This is a genomic window from Acidovorax sp. M14 (assembly GCF_049331375.1).
Classification (GTDB): Bacteria; Pseudomonadota; Gammaproteobacteria; order Burkholderiales; family Burkholderiaceae_C; genus Acidovorax.
In genome coordinates this window covers 2,272,497-2,287,726 of the sequence record NZ_CP186263.1, presented here as the reverse complement: position 1 = coordinate 2,287,726, position 15,230 = coordinate 2,272,497, and the positions used below count along the sequence as shown (strand labels likewise).

Below are 15,230 nucleotides of genomic sequence, written 5' to 3'. Positions count from 1 at the left end.
ACCCAGGCGACGACTGCGCCTGTGCCCACCGGTCTACAGTGGCACCCCATGAACACCCTCACCTGCTTTTCCCTCAGCATCACTGACCACGTGGCCCATCTGGTTCTGAACAAACCCGAGGCCATGAACACCATGCACCCCACCTTCTGGCGCGAGCTGGACGCGGTGCTGGCCCGGCTGCACCGGGCGGGCGAGGCGCGGGCGCTGGTCATCAGCAGCACCGGCAAACATTTCAGCGCCGGCATGGCGCTGGAGACCTTTGGCGGCGCCATCACCATGGACGACCAGAGCCCCGAGGGCCGGGCCGCCATCTTCGACCTGCTGACCGACATGCAGGCCACCTTCACCCGCATCGACAACCTGCGCATCCCCGTGATCATGGCCATCCACGGCGGCTGCATCGGCGGTGCGGTGGACATGGTCACGGCAGGCTGCATCCGCTACGCCACGCAGGATGCGTTCTTCTGCATCCAGGAGATCAACATCGGCATGGTGGCCGACGTGGGCACGCTGCAGCGCCTGCCCAAGCTCATCCCGCTGGGTGTGGTCAAGGAGCTGGCCTACACCGGCCGCCGCCTGAGCGCGGCCAAGGCCTTGGACTACGGCCTGGTCAACGAGGTGTTCGACACACAGGAGACCTGCGTGGCCGCCGCACTGCAGTGCGCCAAGGAGATCGCGTCCAAACCCCCGGTGGCCATCTGGGGCACCAAGCAGGCCGTGAACTACGCGCGCGACCACAGCGTGGAAGACAGCCTGCGCCAGATGGGCTGGCTGCAGGGCGCCATCTGGAGCAACCAGCATGTGCGCGAATCGGTCACGGCCATGAAGCAAAAACGCGCGGGCGAGTTCCCGGCACTCACACCGCTGCAGCGGTTCAGCGAACTGGGTTGATGCGCTGAACAAGCACTGGCAGGCGCCGCCGCAGGCGAATCACGGTGGTCCCATCAACCCGCAGCGCGCGGCTGGCTCGGCAACGGAGCATCTGCCGGGATGGGGCAGACATAAGGCTGGCCACCTCGGCGCTCCAGCAATTCGGCCTTGGCCTGCTCGATCAGCTCCGGCTGCTCCAGCAACACAATCGCCGTGGCGGCCAGGATTTGCGCTGCGTGCACCATGCCCGCGTGTGCCAGCTCGGACTGCCCTTGCGACACCATCTGCCATGAATGCAACGGCGTGCCGAAGGCGTAGCAGGCCACCCAGGCCTGCACGGTGGGGGTGATCCAGCTCACGTCCGCCACGTCGGTTGAGCCGAACAGGGTTTCCTCGACGGCAGGGTCGTAGGGCGCGATGCCTTCGAAGATCGCCGGCATCTTGCCCCGCAGCACACTGGCCAGCGGGCGGCTGACCTGCTCGACATCGGCAGCGTCCAGCGTCGCCTGAAAATCCCCCGCCAGCTTGTGCTGCGCGGCATCGACCTTCAGCTGCCCCAGTGCCTGCATCTGCGCGTACATCACCTGGTTCAGCGTGCGGTTTTGCAGCAGGTTGGAGCAGGCCTTGTCGAACACGATTTCGACACGGCAATCCGTCATCAAGGCAGCACCACGCGCCACGTTCTGCACACGCTCATACAGCTCGGCGGCATCGCGGTTGTTGCGTGCGCGGATCAGGTACAGCACCTCGGCGCGCGCCTGAACCACGTTGGGTGATAACCCGCCCGAGTCGGTGACCGCATAGTGGACCCGCGCATCCGCAGGCATGTGCTCGCGCATGTAGTTCACACCGACATTCATCAACTCCACAGCATCCAGGGCACTGCGGCCCAGGTGCGGCGAGTGGGCCGCGTGCGAGGCGCGCCCGTGAAAGACGAAACGCGCCTGCACATTGGCCAGCGTGGCCTGGCTCAGCACCCCGGTAAAGCTGCCCGGGTGCCACGTCAGCGCCGTGTCCACATCATCGAAGACCCCTGCGCGTGCCATGAAGGTCTTGCCCGAGCCACCTTCTTCGGCCGGGCAGCCGTAGAACCGCACGCGCGCCTGCTGGCCCGAGCGGCGCAGGTGCTCTTGCAACGCAATGGCGGCAAAGTGTGCCGAGGTGCCCAGCAGATGGTGGCCGCAGCCGTGCCCGGCCAGGCCGGGGCTGTCCACGGACGGCTGGCACACCAGCGCACCGCTTTGCTGGTTGAGGCCCGAGAGCGCGTCGTACTCGCCCAGAAAGGCCAGCACCGGGCCTTCGTCGCCCCACTCCGCCATGAACGCGGTGGAGATACCGGCCACGTCGCGCGTGATCCGAAAGCCCGCTGCGGCCAGCCCGTCGATGTGCAGCTGGGCAGACCCGCGCTCGGCGTAGCGCAGCTCGGCCAGGGACCACACTCTGTCGGCCAGCCCCGCCATCCGGGGCCTCTCACGGTCAAAAAAATCCTGCAGATCCTGAATCGATTGCACGGCAGCAGTCATCGCACCGCCCCTTATTCAGGCTTCACGCCCAGCTTGTCCAGCAGCGCCTTGTTGCGCTGGAGGTCAGCGGCGATCTGCGATGCAAATTTGCTCTGGTCCATCTCCACCGCTGTCGCACCCATGGTCTTGAGGCGGCCTTGCACATCGGGCGAACGCAAGGCGCTGACGGCCGCGTCCTGCAGCCGCTTGATGACGGGCGCAGGCGTACCCGCAGGCACAACCAACCCGAACCAGCTCATCCCCAGCTCATTGAGGTCGGCGTGGCCCAGCTCCTTGAAGGTGGGCACATCCGGCAGCTCGGACACGCGGCGGTCGGCGGCCAGCACCATGGGCACCAGCTTGCCGCCCTTGATGTGCGGCATGGCCGAGGGCAGCTGGTCTGCCATCACCTGCACCATGCCTGCCAGGGCATCGTTGAGCGCGGGGCCGTTGCCACGGTAGGGAACGATCTGGATATCGGTCTTCAAGGTCTCGTTGAACGACGCCATCATGAGGTGGCCCAGCGTTCCGAGGCCGGGCACGCCCACGCTGTAGTCGCCGGGCTTGGCTTTAACCTTGGCCATGAAGCCCTGGAAGTCCCTGACGCCCATGCTAGGGTGCACCATGTAGACCGAGGGCAGGGTCACGAGCTTGACCACCGGTACCAGCTTGCCCTCCAGTTTGGCCGCGCGGGTGAAGATGGAAGGGTTGACCGTGGCCGTGCTCACCGTGGCCATGCCGATGGTGTAGCCGTCGGGCGCAGACTGGGCGATGGTCTCGGTGCCCAGCAGGCCGCCAGCACCCGCCTTGTTGTCCACCACCACCGATTGCCCCAGGCTGGCGCGCATGCCCTCGGCCACCACGCGGGCCACGATGTCGGTGGAGCCACCGGGGGCAAACGGCACGATCAGCTTCACAGGCTTGCTCGGGTAGTTGTCTGCAGCTTGCGCTGCCGGGGCTGCCACCAGCAGGGCGGAGGCAGCTGCGGCGCACAGTGTGGACACAACGGTCCGCCGTGCCAGAAACGAAGTCATTGTGGACATGGGTAGCGCTTTCGTGAATGGATGGATGGGTCTGGATCAGCCGGAAGGGCGCGGTGCGCAGGGCCACCGGGCATGCCTGCTACTGATATCGACTATAGGAATTTCAGACTCTCTGCAGGTCGCGGTATTCTTCGAAAGGTATAAGCCTTGTCGATAGCTCCGACGGGATAGCAACCATCGCAGTGGCGAATCACGCTGCTGCCGGATCTCTATCGCTTCTCCTTATTTGCCAGTCTGGACAGGAGCCCCATGGCCCTCTCAACCCCACCCACCGATTCCGACAACCTGGACGACCCCGCGCCCCCGCAAGGGCAGGTGCTCTATGCCCGCCTGGCCCGCCACGCGCGCCTGCGCCAGTTGCAGCTGCTGGTGGCGCTGCAGCAGTGCGGCTCCGTCCTGCAGGCCGCCGCTTCACTGCACATGAGCCAGTCCGCCGCCACGCAGGCGCTGGCAGAGATGGAGCGCATCCTGAGCGTGCGCCTCTTCGAGCGCCATGCGCGGGGCATCCGGCCCACGCTGGCGGGCCAGACGCTGGTAGACACAGCCCGCGGAGTGCTCGCCGCGCTGGAGGAAGCGGCAGAGTCTCTGGCCGCCATCCGGCGCGGCGCTGCCGCTGCACTGCGCCTGGGCGCCACCCCCGCGGCCACGCAGGCCATCCTGTCGCCCTTGCTCGCAGAGTTCTACAAAACCCAGCCCCGGGTGCACATCGACGTCCAGGAGGACTCAAGCCAACGGCTGCTGCCGCTCTTGCTCAACGGCGGGCTCGACGCGGTGTTCTGCCGCGAGCCGGTGCTGCTGCCAGCGTCGTACGTTTTCAAGCCGCTGCAGCCCGATGAACCGGTGATCATGGCCAGCACCCGCCATCCCCTGGCCAAGCGCCGGGGCATCGCGCTCTCGGCGCTCAAGGATTCACGCTGGGTGCTGCCCACCGCCACCATCGCCGTGCGCGAGATCTTCGAGCGTGAAGTGCTGGCGGCCCTGCCCGATGCGCTGCAGTTCCCGGTGTCGACCGTCTCGCTCCCCGTGTTCGCCAGCCTGCTGAACCAGCCCGATGCCGTGGCGCTGGTCCCCCAGAGCATTGCGCCCGTGCTGCCGTCGGGCGCGCAGCTGTGCCAGCTGGATGTGAAGCTGAGCAGCCCCCTCCCCCCGTTGGGCGTGGTGCACCGGCGCGAGCAAATACCCGCCATGCTGATCCGGATGCTCAAAAGCTGGCGCAACAAGTAGCGCGATGGCCAAGCCCCACACATGCCGTGCCGTTACCTACCGTCGCTGGCAGTGCTGCGCAGCTCTGCCATCACTACGCATTTGATAGCAAAGATCACCCAACCATCAATCGGTAGCGGCCATTCTTATGCCAACAATCTGCTTGACGGGCTATCATGTACCCACCAGGGGCAGGCTGCGCCCCGCAGCGAGGACACCGCTATGACCGAGCACACCGCTCCCCCACCCACCTACGACGATGTGGCCGCTGCCGCGCACCGGCTCAAGGGCATGGCGCACCGCACGCCCGTGCTGCGCTCCAGCACTGCCGACGAGCGGCTGGGCGCCCAGCTGTTCTTCAAGTGCGAGAACCTGCAGCGCACCGGCGCCTTCAAGTTCCGGGGCGCATTCAACACCCTGGCCCAGTTCACCGACGAGCAGCGCGAACGCGGCGTGCTCGCCTTCTCGGCCGGTAACCATGCCCAGGCCGTTGCGCTGTCAGCCCGGCTGCTGGACATGCCGGTCGCCATCGTCATGCCCGAGGACGCCCCCGCCTCCAAGATGGCCGCCACGCGCGACTATGGCGCCCAGGTCGTCACCTACAACCGCTACACCGAAGACCGCGAGGCCATCAGCCGCCGCCTGGCGCTGGAGCGCGGCATGACCCTGGTGCCCCCATTCGACCACCCCCATGTCATCGCCGGTCAGGGAACGGCGGCCAAAGAGCTTTTTGAAGAAGTGCCCGACCTGGACTACCTGTTCGTCTGCGTCGGTGGCGGCGGTCTGCTGGCGGGCAGCCTGCTGGCCGCCGAGGCGCTGGCGCCGCAATGCCGGGTGGTAGGGGTAGAGCCTGCAGCGGGCAACGACGGCCAGCAGTCGTTCAAAGCCGGGCATGTGGTGCAGATCCCCACGCCCCACACCATTGCCGACGGTGCACAAACCCAGGCGCTGGGCCAGCTCACCTTCCCCATCATCCAGCGCCTGGCCGACGACATGGTCACCGCCACCGACGAGCAGCTGGTGGAATCCCTGCGCTTTTTTGCCGAGCGCATGAAGATCGTGGTTGAGCCCACAGGCGCCCTGGCCTTCGCTGGGGCCCAGCACGGCAACGTGGACATCCATGGCGCGCGCGTCGGCATCCTCATCAGCGGCGGCAACGTCGATCTGTCGCGGCTGGCACGGTTTCTGGCAGACTAGCCCCCACTTTTTTAATCACCGCGCGGCAGAGCGCGCCGGTGCATCCGCACCGAGGCCTCTGCCCTTCTCCTTTCAGGTTCCCCATGAGCAACGTCACCGTCATCACCCACCCCCTCGTCCAGCACAAGCTCACGCTGATGCGCAAAAAAGACGCCAGCACCAACAGCTTTCGCCGCCTGCTGGGCGAGCTGTCCACGCTGATGGCGTATGAAGTGACCCGCGACATGCCGCTGCAGGATGTGCAGATCGAAACCCCGCTGGAGACCATGACCGGCAAGATGATCGACGGCAAGAAGCTGGTGCTGGTCTCCATCCTGCGGGCGGGCAACGGCTTTCTGGACGGCATGCTCAACGTGGTGCCCGGCGCCCGTGTGGGCCACATCGGCCTGTACCGCGACCCGGCCACGCTGCAGCCCGTGGAGTACTACTTCAAGATGCCGTCCGAAATGGACGAGCGCGACATCATCGTGGTGGATCCGATGCTGGCCACCGGCAACTCGGCCGCAGCCTGCGTGGACCGCCTCAAGAAGCTCAACCCTCGCTCCATCAAATTCGTCTGCCTGCTGGCCGCCCCTGAAGGCGTGGCCACGCTGCAAAAGGCCCACCCCGACGTGCCGATCTTCACCGCCGCCATCGACCGCGAGCTGAACGACCACGGCTACATCCTGCCGGGCCTGGGCGATGCGGGCGACCGCATTTTTGGCACCAAATAAGCGCACAACGTCAGCGCCCGTGCACCAGCCACCGCAGGGCTTGCCGCCCAGCGGTGGCTTTTTTTCGTCATCGGGGTTCACTGCGTTGCGTAACAGCCCATTGCGGGCCCTACCCTGGTGGGGTGCCGCAGGCGGATTTTCGGAAGCTCTGCACGCACGCACCATTTTTTTACCAACTGGTGGCTTTCCTCTGGCAGACTTGCCGCTGGTTTGCAGTTACACCGCCACCGACTGGCGCGCTCCTTGCTTGGTAGCAGCACACCCAACCTCCTTGTTTGCTTGTCTGAAGGAACCCCACCATGACCACTCGCCGCATCTTCACCGGACGCCTGCTCTGCACCTCCATGGCCCTCTCGGTCGCCATGGCGATGGCGCCCTCTTTGGCCTTCGCGCAGTCCAAGCTCAAGGTCGCGGCGATCTACACAGTGCCTTTTGAACAGCAATGGGTCAGCCGCATCCACAAGGCCCTCAAGGCCGCCGAAGCACGCGGCGAGATCGAATACAAGGCCAGCGAAAACGTGAGCAACGCCGACTACGAGCGCGTGATGCGCGAGTACGCCACCGGCGGCAACCAGCTCATCGTGGGCGAAGCCTTTGCGGTGGAAGCCGCCGCCCGCAAGGTGGCCAAAGACTTCCCCAAGACGTCCTTCCTGCTTGGCTCCTCCGGCAAACCGCAGGCGCCCAACTTCAGCGTGTTCGACAACTACATCCAGGAGCCCGCCTACCTCAGCGGCATGGTGGCCGGCGGCATGACTAAGACGAACAAGATTGGCATGGTCGGCGGCTTCCCCATCCCCGAGGTCAACCGCCTGATGCACGCCTTCATGGCGGGCGCCAAAGAGACCAACCCCAAGGTCGAGTTCACCATCACCTTCATCAACAGCTGGTTCGACCCACCCAAGGCCAAGGAAGCCACCTTCGCCATGATCGACAAGGGCGCCGACGTGCTCTACGCCGAGCGCTTTGGGGTGAGCGATGCCGCCAAAGAAAAAGGCAAGCTCGCTATCGGCAACGTGATCAACACCCAAGAGCAGTACCCCGACACCGTGGTGGCCTCGGCCCTGTGGCACATGGAGCCCAGCATCGACCGCGCACTCAAGCTGGTCAAGGAAGGCAAGTTCACCGCCGAGGACTACGGCCCGTATTCGATGATGAAGCACAAGGGCTCTGAACTCGCGCCCCTGGGCACGTTCGAGAAGAAGGTGCCTGCCGACATCGTCGCCAAGGTCAAGGCCAAGGAGGCCGACATCCTGGCCGGCAAGTTCACCGTGAAGGTGGACGACAGCCAGCCCAAATCGACGGCCAAGTAAGCACGGCGTGCAGCGGGCGCCCTGCCCGCTTGCCCTCTCTCTATTGCGTAAACAGGCCACCCTCACAACGCGGTGGCCTGTTTGTTAGACACTCCCGCAATGAACCGCTGACAAGGCCCTCATGACCTCACTTTCCGTCGCAAAAGCCTCGCTGGCGACCCGCTGTTCACGTCTTATGGGCGCTCTGGCACTGGCCGCCATGGTCTCAGGCTGCGCTGCCCCCGCGCCCGGCAAGACGGCAGTGCGGCTGGACGATACACCCCGCATCGCCGTCATCTCCGCCTTTGCGCCCGAGTTGACCGTACTGCTTCCCCAGGTGCAGCAACCCGCCAAGCACAGCATCAACGGCGTGGAGTTCACCTCCGGCACGCTGGAGGGCAAACCTGTGGTGATGTTTCTCTCCGGCATCAGTATGACCAACGCGGCCATGAACACCCAGCTGGTGCTGGATCGCTTCAACGTGAGCCACGTGGTCTTCAGCGGCATTGCGGGCGGCGTCAACCCCAGCCTGCACATTGGCGATGTCACGGTGCCTGCGCAGTGGGGCCAGTACATGGAATGGCTGATGGCGCGCGAAGACCAACCCGGCCAATACAGCGCCCCCGCCTGGATGAAAAGCGAGCTGACGATGCCCGCCTTCGGCATGATGCACCCGCGCCCCGTCGAAGTGCGCTCGGCCGCCCAGCCACAGCTCTCGAAAAAATTCTGGTTTGAAGCCGACCCCAAGATGTTGGCCACCGCCCGCAGCCTGCAGAACGTGGGCCTGGAGCATTGTCTGGCCGCCACCTGCCTCAAGCAGCGCCCGCAACTGGTGGTGGGCGGCAACGGCGTGTCGGGCCAGGCCTTTGTGGACAACAAGGCCTTCCGCGAATACGCCTTCAAGACTTTCGAGGCCAACGTGCTCGACATGGAAACCGCCGCCACCGCCATGGTAGCCCACAGCAACGGCGTGCCTTACATCGCCTTCCGCTCGCTGAGTGACTTGGCCGGTGGCGGCGAGGGCGAGAACGAAATGGGCACTTTCATGGGCCTGGCAGCCGCCAACTCGGCCAAGGTGTTGCGGGCGTTTCTGGCAGCCTGGCATTGAGTGGCACCACCTGTCACCTCAATCCAGCACCGACACCATAAGACCCTCACTTTAGGGGATTGAACGGCTCTTGGCCCTTGATCGCAGGATCCTTGCGGCAGGCTGCCAGTGGCATAGCTCGCGCCTGTACAACCTCGAGAATTTTCCGATCCTCCCGGTCAATGCGGGCCTTCATGCAAACGCATCCGTAGCCAGCGCTACCATGGCCCGTGCGCACCCAGCGCGCCGACGGAAAGGTAGGCACGCTGCCCAAGGCCCGGTGCCCGCCCTGCATTCCAACCATCCAACTACCTTCGCGATCAATGAAATCCACATTCCCAGGGGTAGGGTTGTCTAGCCATCCGCACAATGTGGGCGGAGTAGCCTTCGCGCTTTCACCAGCCAAGGCCTGAGCAGCGGCGAGCGGCAGAATACCAGCCACACTAACGAAGGCTGCGAGCCCCCCCAATACTGCTCTCAGTCGATACATCCGCATCATGGAGTCACCTCCTCAAGGGTTCTGGATATTCGAGCCTTGAGCAGGATTTTCTCGAACTGCTGGGCGATGCTAGCTATGTCACTCGCATGGTCGCTGCCGTTCACCATGCTGCGGGCCGCCACATAGTTCGTAGAGCCAGCGCTGAAGTATTGTGAGAAGCTGCGACCATTGGCAAACCCACGGCCGGTCCGCATGCCCTGCGACATCAGTGCGTAAGCCACCTCCGGAGTCTTCACGAGTTCAGGGTTTAACAGCAGATCGAGTCCACGCCCTAACGCAACGCCAGCGACTGCATAGTTGGACCACCAAGTTAGCTGAACATACCCGCGGCCAAAATACGCCTGTTCAACTCCATCATCCTCTGTATATGCTGCGTCGGCCGTGCCGCCCTCAGTCGTCCCCATCTTGGCCTTTTTCGTGAGTGGTGTGATTAGTCCGGTGGGCGACACGATGAACTGATCACCGTCCTGCTCCGTGATCCGAACCGAACCACTGGGAAGTTTCTTGACCTTCACGGGCTCGTAATATCTGCGTCCTTTGCCCCGCCCAACTTCGTCCACAGGGGCCATAGTCATCAGCCACTTGCGCTCACGCAACATGACTGGTTGGTTGTGCTTGTCCAGCAGCGGACGGCCCTTTTTGGTAAGGGCGGGGCGGGCAACGGTGATCGGAGAAGTTGTCTCCCACAAGACCGTTGCCAGCATGTAGGCCACTTGCCGTACATCAGTAACGCCGGGATCTCGCTCCATCATGCCCAACAAATTAAGCATATTGGGAATCGCGGCCGCGTTATACCGTCCGCTCTTGCTGAACTGCGCCGTGAACTCGTCTTGGAAAATCGAACGGTCATAGAGGCCGGAATGCCCGAAATCAGTCTTCTGGGAGTTGGTAGTCATGCGGAATAAATGAAATTGATATGTGGCTGCAACAGGCACTAGGAACCGGGGCTCTGCCATCCTATGCAGAGACAAAAGGTAGGCGCGGCGGGTCAGCGCATCTATTTGCAACTGCTGTGACAGAAATACGCAGCACTAAAGAACACCATGGTTCGATCTGGCATCAATCTTGAATACCATCTAGCCCATGACCTCCGACGTGCTGCAGCTCAGGAAAATCACCAAACGCTTCGGCAAGCTCATCGCCAACGACGCCATCAGCCTGACCTTGGCACGCGGCGAAGTGCTGGCCCTGCTGGGCGAAAACGGCGCGGGCAAGTCCACGCTGATGTCCATCCTGTTCGGGCACTACGTGGCCGACGAAGGCAGCATTGAAGTCTTCGGCCAGCCCCTGCCGCCCGGCCAGCCGCGCGCGGCACTGGCGGCGGGCATTGGCATGGTGCACCAGCACTTCACGCTGGCCGACAACCTCACGGTGCTGGACAACGTGCTGCTGGGCAGCGAGCCAATGTGGCAGCCCTTCTCGCGCCGCCGCGAGGCGCGCGCCAAGCTGCTGGCCGTGTCGCAGCAGTTTGGCCTGCCGGTGAGCCCCGATGCGAAGGTTGGCAGCCTCTCGGTGGGCGAACGCCAGCGCGTTGAAATCTTGAAGGCGCTCTACCGGGGCGCTCGCATCCTCATCCTGGACGAACCCACCGCCGTGCTCACCCCGCAGGAGAGCGAGGCGCTGTTCGACACCCTAGCGCAGATGGTGGCGCAGGGCCTGTCCATCATCTTCATCAGCCACAAGCTGGGCGAGGTGCTGCGCGTATCGCACCGCGTGGCCGTGCTGCGCCAAGGCAAGTTGGTGGCCGAGGCGCCCGCACAAGGCACCACGCAGGGGCAACTGGCGCAGTGGATGGTGGGCCATGCGATCGAAGCGGCCGAGCGCCGCCCCGCCAAGAATGTGGGCGAGCCCATCTGCACCCTGGCCAACGTCAGCACCGCGCCCACGGGGCGCGACAGGTTGAACGATGTGTCCCTCAGCATGCGCGCAGGCGAGATCGTCGCCATTGCAGGCGTCAGCGGCAATGGCCAGGTAGCGCTGGCCGATGTGCTATGCGGCGTGCGCAGCGTCACCACCGGCCAGGTCACCCTGCGCGGCGCGGCGCTGCAAGCCAGGCCCGCATGGCTGGTCAGCCAGGGCGTGGCCCGCATCCCCGAAGACCGCCACGCCGTGGGCGTGGTGGGTGACCTGCCCGTGTGGGAGAACGCGGTGGCCGAACGCCTACGCGGCCCCTGGTTCGCGCACCCGTGGTTCCGCGCCTTCTGGGTCAAACGCCGTGCGGCGCGCCAGCATGCGCAGCGCGTGGCTGAGACGTTTGACGTGCGCGGCGGCGGGCCCGATGCGCCCGCGCGGTCGCTGTCGGGCGGCAACATGCAAAAGCTCATCCTGGGGCGGGCGCTGATGCCGCCGAAGGATGTCGGCGGCGCGCACGCCGCGCCTCCCCAGCTCATCGTGGCCCACCAGCCCACGTGGGGGCTGGACATTGGCGCGGTGATGTTCGTGCAGCAGCAGCTCATCAACGCGCGCGATGCAGGTGCGGCCGTGCTGCTGATCTCGGACGATCTGGACGAAGTGCTGGCGCTGGGTGACCGCGTGGCGGTGATGCACGACGGCCACCTGAGCGACGCGAAGCCTGCGGAGGAGTGGACGCGCGAGGCTGTTGGTCTCGCCATGGCTGGGGCGAATTGACTATGGCGGTCAAGACTATTGATTGGGACTCCAGAAGAACGCGAGCGCTGCTTGAAGCTAAGTTTGGTATTTCCTACACGCTAGTCGTTATCAAGCACTTTGGGGCGGTTGTACAGCGCTTGAACTTTGCCTCGGACCGAATTACCTCTGCCAGAACATTTCTCTCGACCGACATCGCTGCGTTAGCTGATTTGGATGAACTAGGTTTTGCCATGTTTGGTGCATCTGAATTGCAAGACGACTTCAACGACGCTCTGTACAAAATTCGAAGAGAGTTGGTTGGTGCACTCCACGACATTCACTGCACGCTCGATTGTTTGGCCAAAGGAGTAGCAAAGATTGCCAAGATGGATTTGGATTCGAGATCACTGAAGTACTCATGGCAAATCCGAGATCAACTGATTGCTAAAGGAATCCCTTTGTCTCGTGCCATCACGGGTATTTCGCAAGACCCAGCGTTCAAACATTTGAGCGAACTCAGTAACGAGTCGAAGCACTCGGCGGTGATACCCGCTCCGCTCTCTCTTTCCGCTAATGAGTACAAGATCGTTTTTGACCCACTCGCCCAATACGCTCGCGTCGAAGCTTTTACGTTCTTGGAATCCGTGATTGATCTTGTTATTGGTCAACTGAAAGTTGCTGGCGAAGAAATCAATCAATATCTAGAGACCCTTCCCAATGCGGCTTGAAAAACGCAACCACACCTCCCCCGCCGCCTACGTGCTGGCACCGGTGAGTGCCGTGGTGTTCACACTGATCGTCAGCGCTTTGCTGGTGCTGTGGGCTGGTGCGCCCGTGGGGCAGACCTATGCGCTGCTGCTCCAAGGCGCGTTCGGCTCTGTGTTTGCGCTGACAGAGACCCTCACCCGCGCCACGCCACTGATCCTGACCGGGCTGGCAGCAGCCGTGGCCTTCCGCGCGCGGCTGTTCAACATCGGGGCCGAGGGGCAGCTTTACGCCGGGGCGCTGGCCGCCGTGGCCGTGGGCGGCATGCATGGGGGCACGGGGTTGGAATGGTCGCCGTATGTGCTCTTTCCGCTGATGATGCTTGCGGCCGCGCTGGCGGGCGCGGCGCTGCTGCTGGGCCCGGCGCTGATGAAGGCGCGGCTGGGGGTGGACGAGGTCGTTACCACGCTGCTGCTCAACTTCATCATGCTGCTGCTGGTGTCGGCGCTGCTGGACGGGCCGATGAAAGATCCGCTCTCCATGGGCTGGCCGCAGAGTGTGGCGCTGCAGGGCGATCTGGAACTGTCCAAACTGGTGCCGCAGACGCGGCTGCATACGGGGCTGCTGTGGGCTGTGTCGCTGGCCGTGATGCTGTGGGCACTGCTGGCGCGCACGGTACCGGGGTTTGACATTCGGGCTGCCGGGGCCAATGCACGCGCTGCCGCGTTTGCGGGTGTGCCGATCACCCGTACCGTCGTGCTGGTCGCACTGCTCTCGGGCGGGCTGGCCGGGCTGGCGGGTGCCATCGAGGTGGCAGGCCGCACCAGCTATGTGACGCTCGATATGTCGCCCGGCTATGGCTACAGCGGCATCGTGATTGCGATGCTGGCCGGGCTGCACCCGCTGGGCGTGATTGCGGCGGGCACCTTTGTGGCGGGCGTGCTGGTGGGGGCCGACAGCATGAGCCGCGCGGTGGGTGTGCCCACCTACATTGCGGATGTGATCGTGGCGACCTCGCTGATTGCGGTGCTGGTGGCCGGGCTGCTCACCCAATACCGCGTGCGCTGGAAGTGATGCAGCCATGACAAGTCGTGCAAACCACTATTTCAAGCCAAATCGGCCTGTAGCGATAGTGAATAAAACGCTAGCTGCTATCGAAATAGAAGCAAAACTCCACGGAGCAGCCGCATGACCGAACTGCTCGACATCCTCGCCAACCCCGCGTTCTGGATTGCCACCCTGCGGGTCGCCACCCCGCTCATCCTGGGCACCCTTGGGGTACTGCTGTGCGAGCGTGCAGGCGTGCTGAACCTGGGCATTGAAGGAATCATGGTGGCCGGGGCCTTCACCGGCTGGCTCACGGTGTATGCAGGCCATGGGCTGTGGACGGGGGTGCTGGTGGCAGCGCTGGCAGGCGCTGTCTTCGGGCTATTGCATGCGTGGCTCACCGTGGGGCTGGCGCTGTCGCAGCATGTGTCCGGACTGGGCATCACGCTGCTGGCCACGGCGCTCAGCTACTACGGGTACCGGGTGAGCTTCCCCAAGGTGAATACGCCGCCCATCATCGAGCCCTTCGCACCGATGGAATGGCTGGGCATTCCGATCCTGTCGGCGCAGACCCCGCTCACGCTGCTGGCGCTGCTGCTGGTGCCCCTGCTGGCCTGGGTGCTGATGCGCACCCCGCTGGGCCTGGCCGTGCGCATGGTGGGCGAGAACCCGCAGGCGGCCGAGGGCCAAGGCATTTCGGTAGCCGCCACGCGCACCGGCGCTATCGTGGCCGGGTCGGCGCTGATGGGCATAGCGGGCAGCTTCCTCACGCTGTCTGCGTTCAACGCGTTTTTCTTCAACATGATCAACGGGCGCGGCTGGATCTGCGTGGCCCTGGTGGTGTTTGCATCGTGGCGGCCCGGCAAGGCGCTGCTGGGTGCGCTGCTGTTTGCGTTCTTCGACGCGCTGCAACTGCGCCTGCAGCAGGCGGGTGATGCGTGGCTGCCCTATCAGGTGTATTTGATGCTGCCTTACCTGCTGTCCATCCTGGCGCTGGTGCTGGTGGCGCGCAAGGCGGCCTATCCGCAGGCGTTGATGAAGCCTTACCGCAAGGGGGAGCGATGAGAAGGTGCGAATGAACCCACCACGCCCGATTCATTCACACCGTCTGGTCGGACCACACCGCAAACTCGTTGCCGCTGGGCTCTGTGAAATGAAAGCGCCGTCCTCCCGGAAAGTCGAACACCGGCTTGACCACATGGCCACCTGCCGCCTCCACCTTGGCCAATGTGGCTTCGAGGTCTGCGCTGTAGAACACCAGCAAGGCGCCGCCAGTGGCTGGAGTGGAACAAAGGCTGGCGCGGAAGAAGCCGCCGTCCAACCCCTGGCCCGAGAAGGCCGTGTATTCGGGGCCATAGTCCACAAAGGTCCATGCAAAGGCCTTTTCAAAGAACGACTTGGTGGCGGGCACATCGCACGCGGCAAATTCGACGTAGTTCAGCTTTTCATGTGCGTTCATCGGATGACCCTTTCTTCTTGAGACCCC

Annotated in this window: 15 protein-coding genes; 10 read left to right on the top strand and 5 right to left on the bottom strand. The window is 64.1% G+C overall.

The window, feature by feature from the left end; all coding sequences use genetic code 11:
- Positions 1–48: 48 nt before the first annotated feature.
- A complete protein-coding gene (locus ACOYR4_RS10460) occupies positions 49–891 on the top strand; it encodes an enoyl-CoA hydratase-related protein (protein WP_422849477.1) in 843 nt (280 codons plus the stop codon).
- A 53-nt stretch (positions 892–944) separates the two neighbouring features.
- Here the strand turns inward: ACOYR4_RS10460 and ACOYR4_RS10455 are convergent, their stop codons facing one another.
- A complete protein-coding gene (locus tag ACOYR4_RS10455) occupies positions 945–2,393 on the bottom strand; it encodes a M20 family metallopeptidase (protein ID WP_422849476.1) in 1,449 nt (482 codons plus the stop codon).
- Between the two features lie 11 nt (positions 2,394–2,404).
- On the bottom strand, positions 2,405–3,406 hold the full coding sequence (locus ACOYR4_RS10450; protein WP_110958799.1) for a tripartite tricarboxylate transporter substrate binding protein BugE: 1,002 nt from the start codon (positions 3,404–3,406) through the stop codon (positions 2,405–2,407).
- 258 nt (positions 3,407–3,664) lie between these two features.
- On the opposite strand from ACOYR4_RS10450, the gene ACOYR4_RS10445 reads away from it, so the two are divergent.
- The 5 genes from ACOYR4_RS10445 (at position 3,665) to ACOYR4_RS10425 (ending at position 8,925) form a co-directional block, all read left to right on the top strand.
- The gene (locus ACOYR4_RS10445; protein ID WP_110958800.1) at positions 3,665–4,639 is read left to right on the top strand and encodes a LysR family transcriptional regulator; all 975 of its coding nucleotides are present in this window, start codon (positions 3,665–3,667) and stop codon (positions 4,637–4,639) included.
- A gap of 201 nt (positions 4,640–4,840) precedes the next feature.
- Positions 4,841–5,815: a threo-3-hydroxy-L-aspartate ammonia-lyase gene (locus ACOYR4_RS10440; protein WP_422849475.1), complete on the top strand. Its 975-nt coding sequence runs from the start codon at positions 4,841–4,843 to the stop codon at positions 5,813–5,815.
- Between the two features lie 83 nt (positions 5,816–5,898).
- A complete protein-coding gene (gene upp, locus ACOYR4_RS10435; RefSeq protein ID WP_056062295.1) occupies positions 5,899–6,528 on the top strand; it encodes a uracil phosphoribosyltransferase in 630 nt (209 codons plus the stop codon).
- Positions 6,529–6,827: 299 nt separating this feature from the next.
- Positions 6,828–7,838: a BMP family protein gene (locus ACOYR4_RS10430; protein WP_422849474.1), complete on the top strand. Its 1,011-nt coding sequence runs from the start codon at positions 6,828–6,830 to the stop codon at positions 7,836–7,838.
- A gap of 175 nt (positions 7,839–8,013) precedes the next feature.
- Positions 8,014–8,925, top strand: a complete 912-nt coding sequence (locus ACOYR4_RS10425; RefSeq protein WP_422849647.1) for a 5'-methylthioadenosine/S-adenosylhomocysteine nucleosidase — start codon at positions 8,014–8,016, stop codon at positions 8,923–8,925.
- A gap of 46 nt (positions 8,926–8,971) precedes the next feature.
- Here ACOYR4_RS10425 and ACOYR4_RS10420 read toward each other — a convergent pair whose 3' ends face one another.
- A complete protein-coding gene (locus tag ACOYR4_RS10420; RefSeq protein ID WP_422849646.1) occupies positions 8,972–9,394 on the bottom strand; it encodes a DUF4087 domain-containing protein in 423 nt (140 codons plus the stop codon).
- Between the two features lie 5 nt (positions 9,395–9,399).
- Positions 9,400–10,299 carry a glycoside hydrolase family 19 protein gene (locus ACOYR4_RS10415; RefSeq protein ID WP_422849473.1) on the bottom strand — a complete coding sequence of 300 codons (900 nt, stop codon included), beginning with the start codon at positions 10,297–10,299 and terminating at the stop codon, positions 9,400–9,402.
- A gap of 187 nt (positions 10,300–10,486) precedes the next feature.
- Here ACOYR4_RS10415 and ACOYR4_RS10410 point away from each other — a divergent pair, with 187 nt between their 5' ends.
- The 4 genes from ACOYR4_RS10410 to ACOYR4_RS10395 all read left to right on the top strand — a co-directional run bounded on the left by ACOYR4_RS10410 (position 10,487) and on the right by ACOYR4_RS10395 (position 14,809).
- Entirely contained in the window at positions 10,487–12,031 is a 1,545-nt protein-coding gene (locus ACOYR4_RS10410) for an ABC transporter ATP-binding protein (protein WP_422849472.1), read from the top strand.
- A 2-nt stretch (positions 12,032–12,033) separates the two neighbouring features.
- Positions 12,034–12,720 (top strand): hypothetical protein, encoded by a 687-nt coding sequence (locus tag ACOYR4_RS10405; protein ID WP_422849471.1) that lies wholly within the window; start codon positions 12,034–12,036, stop codon positions 12,718–12,720.
- Entirely contained in the window at positions 12,710–13,771 is a 1,062-nt protein-coding gene (locus ACOYR4_RS10400) for an ABC transporter permease (RefSeq protein WP_422849470.1), read from the top strand. Before ACOYR4_RS10405 ends, ACOYR4_RS10400 begins: the two co-directional genes overlap by 11 nt.
- 114 nt (positions 13,772–13,885) lie before the next feature.
- The gene (locus ACOYR4_RS10395; protein ID WP_422849469.1) at positions 13,886–14,809 is read left to right on the top strand and encodes an ABC transporter permease; all 924 of its coding nucleotides are present in this window, start codon (positions 13,886–13,888) and stop codon (positions 14,807–14,809) included.
- Positions 14,810–14,843: 34 nt separating this feature from the next.
- Here ACOYR4_RS10395 and ACOYR4_RS10390 read toward each other — a convergent pair whose 3' ends face one another.
- The gene (locus ACOYR4_RS10390) at positions 14,844–15,203 is read right to left on the bottom strand and encodes a VOC family protein (RefSeq protein ID WP_422849468.1); all 360 of its coding nucleotides are present in this window, start codon (positions 15,201–15,203) and stop codon (positions 14,844–14,846) included.
- Positions 15,204–15,230 lie beyond the last annotated feature (27 nt).

What these genes read in the sequence shown, in the direction of transcription:
- ACOYR4_RS10455 (WP_422849476.1), bottom strand. Translation starts at nt 2,393, where the DNA reads ATGACTGCTGCCGTGCAATCGATTCAGGATCTGCAGGATTTTTTTGAC.
- ACOYR4_RS10440 (WP_422849475.1), top strand. Translation starts at nt 4,841, where the DNA reads ATGACCGAGCACACCGCTCCCCCACCCACCTACGACGATGTGGCCGCT.
- ACOYR4_RS10430 (WP_422849474.1), top strand. Translation starts at nt 6,828, where the DNA reads ATGACCACTCGCCGCATCTTCACCGGACGCCTGCTCTGCACCTCCATG.
- ACOYR4_RS10425 (WP_422849647.1), top strand. Translation starts at nt 8,014, where the DNA reads ATGGGCGCTCTGGCACTGGCCGCCATGGTCTCAGGCTGCGCTGCCCCC.
- ACOYR4_RS10410 (WP_422849472.1), top strand. Translation starts at nt 10,487, where the DNA reads ATGACCTCCGACGTGCTGCAGCTCAGGAAAATCACCAAACGCTTCGGC.
- upp (WP_056062295.1), top strand. Translation starts at nt 5,899, where the DNA reads ATGAGCAACGTCACCGTCATCACCCACCCCCTCGTCCAGCACAAGCTC.
- ACOYR4_RS10390 (WP_422849468.1), bottom strand. Translation starts at nt 15,203, where the DNA reads ATGAACGCACATGAAAAGCTGAACTACGTCGAATTTGCCGCGTGCGAT.
- ACOYR4_RS10460 (WP_422849477.1), top strand. Translation starts at nt 49, where the DNA reads ATGAACACCCTCACCTGCTTTTCCCTCAGCATCACTGACCACGTGGCC.
- ACOYR4_RS10405 (WP_422849471.1), top strand. Translation starts at nt 12,034, where the DNA reads ATGGCGGTCAAGACTATTGATTGGGACTCCAGAAGAACGCGAGCGCTG.
- ACOYR4_RS10445 (WP_110958800.1), top strand. Translation starts at nt 3,665, where the DNA reads ATGGCCCTCTCAACCCCACCCACCGATTCCGACAACCTGGACGACCCC.
- ACOYR4_RS10395 (WP_422849469.1), top strand. Translation starts at nt 13,886, where the DNA reads ATGACCGAACTGCTCGACATCCTCGCCAACCCCGCGTTCTGGATTGCC.
- ACOYR4_RS10415 (WP_422849473.1), bottom strand. Translation starts at nt 10,299, where the DNA reads ATGACTACCAACTCCCAGAAGACTGATTTCGGGCATTCCGGCCTCTAT.
- ACOYR4_RS10420 (WP_422849646.1), bottom strand. Translation starts at nt 9,394, where the DNA reads ATGTATCGACTGAGAGCAGTATTGGGGGGGCTCGCAGCCTTCGTTAGT.
- ACOYR4_RS10400 (WP_422849470.1), top strand. Translation starts at nt 12,710, where the DNA reads ATGCGGCTTGAAAAACGCAACCACACCTCCCCCGCCGCCTACGTGCTG.
- ACOYR4_RS10450 (WP_110958799.1), bottom strand. Translation starts at nt 3,406, where the DNA reads ATGACTTCGTTTCTGGCACGGCGGACCGTTGTGTCCACACTGTGCGCC.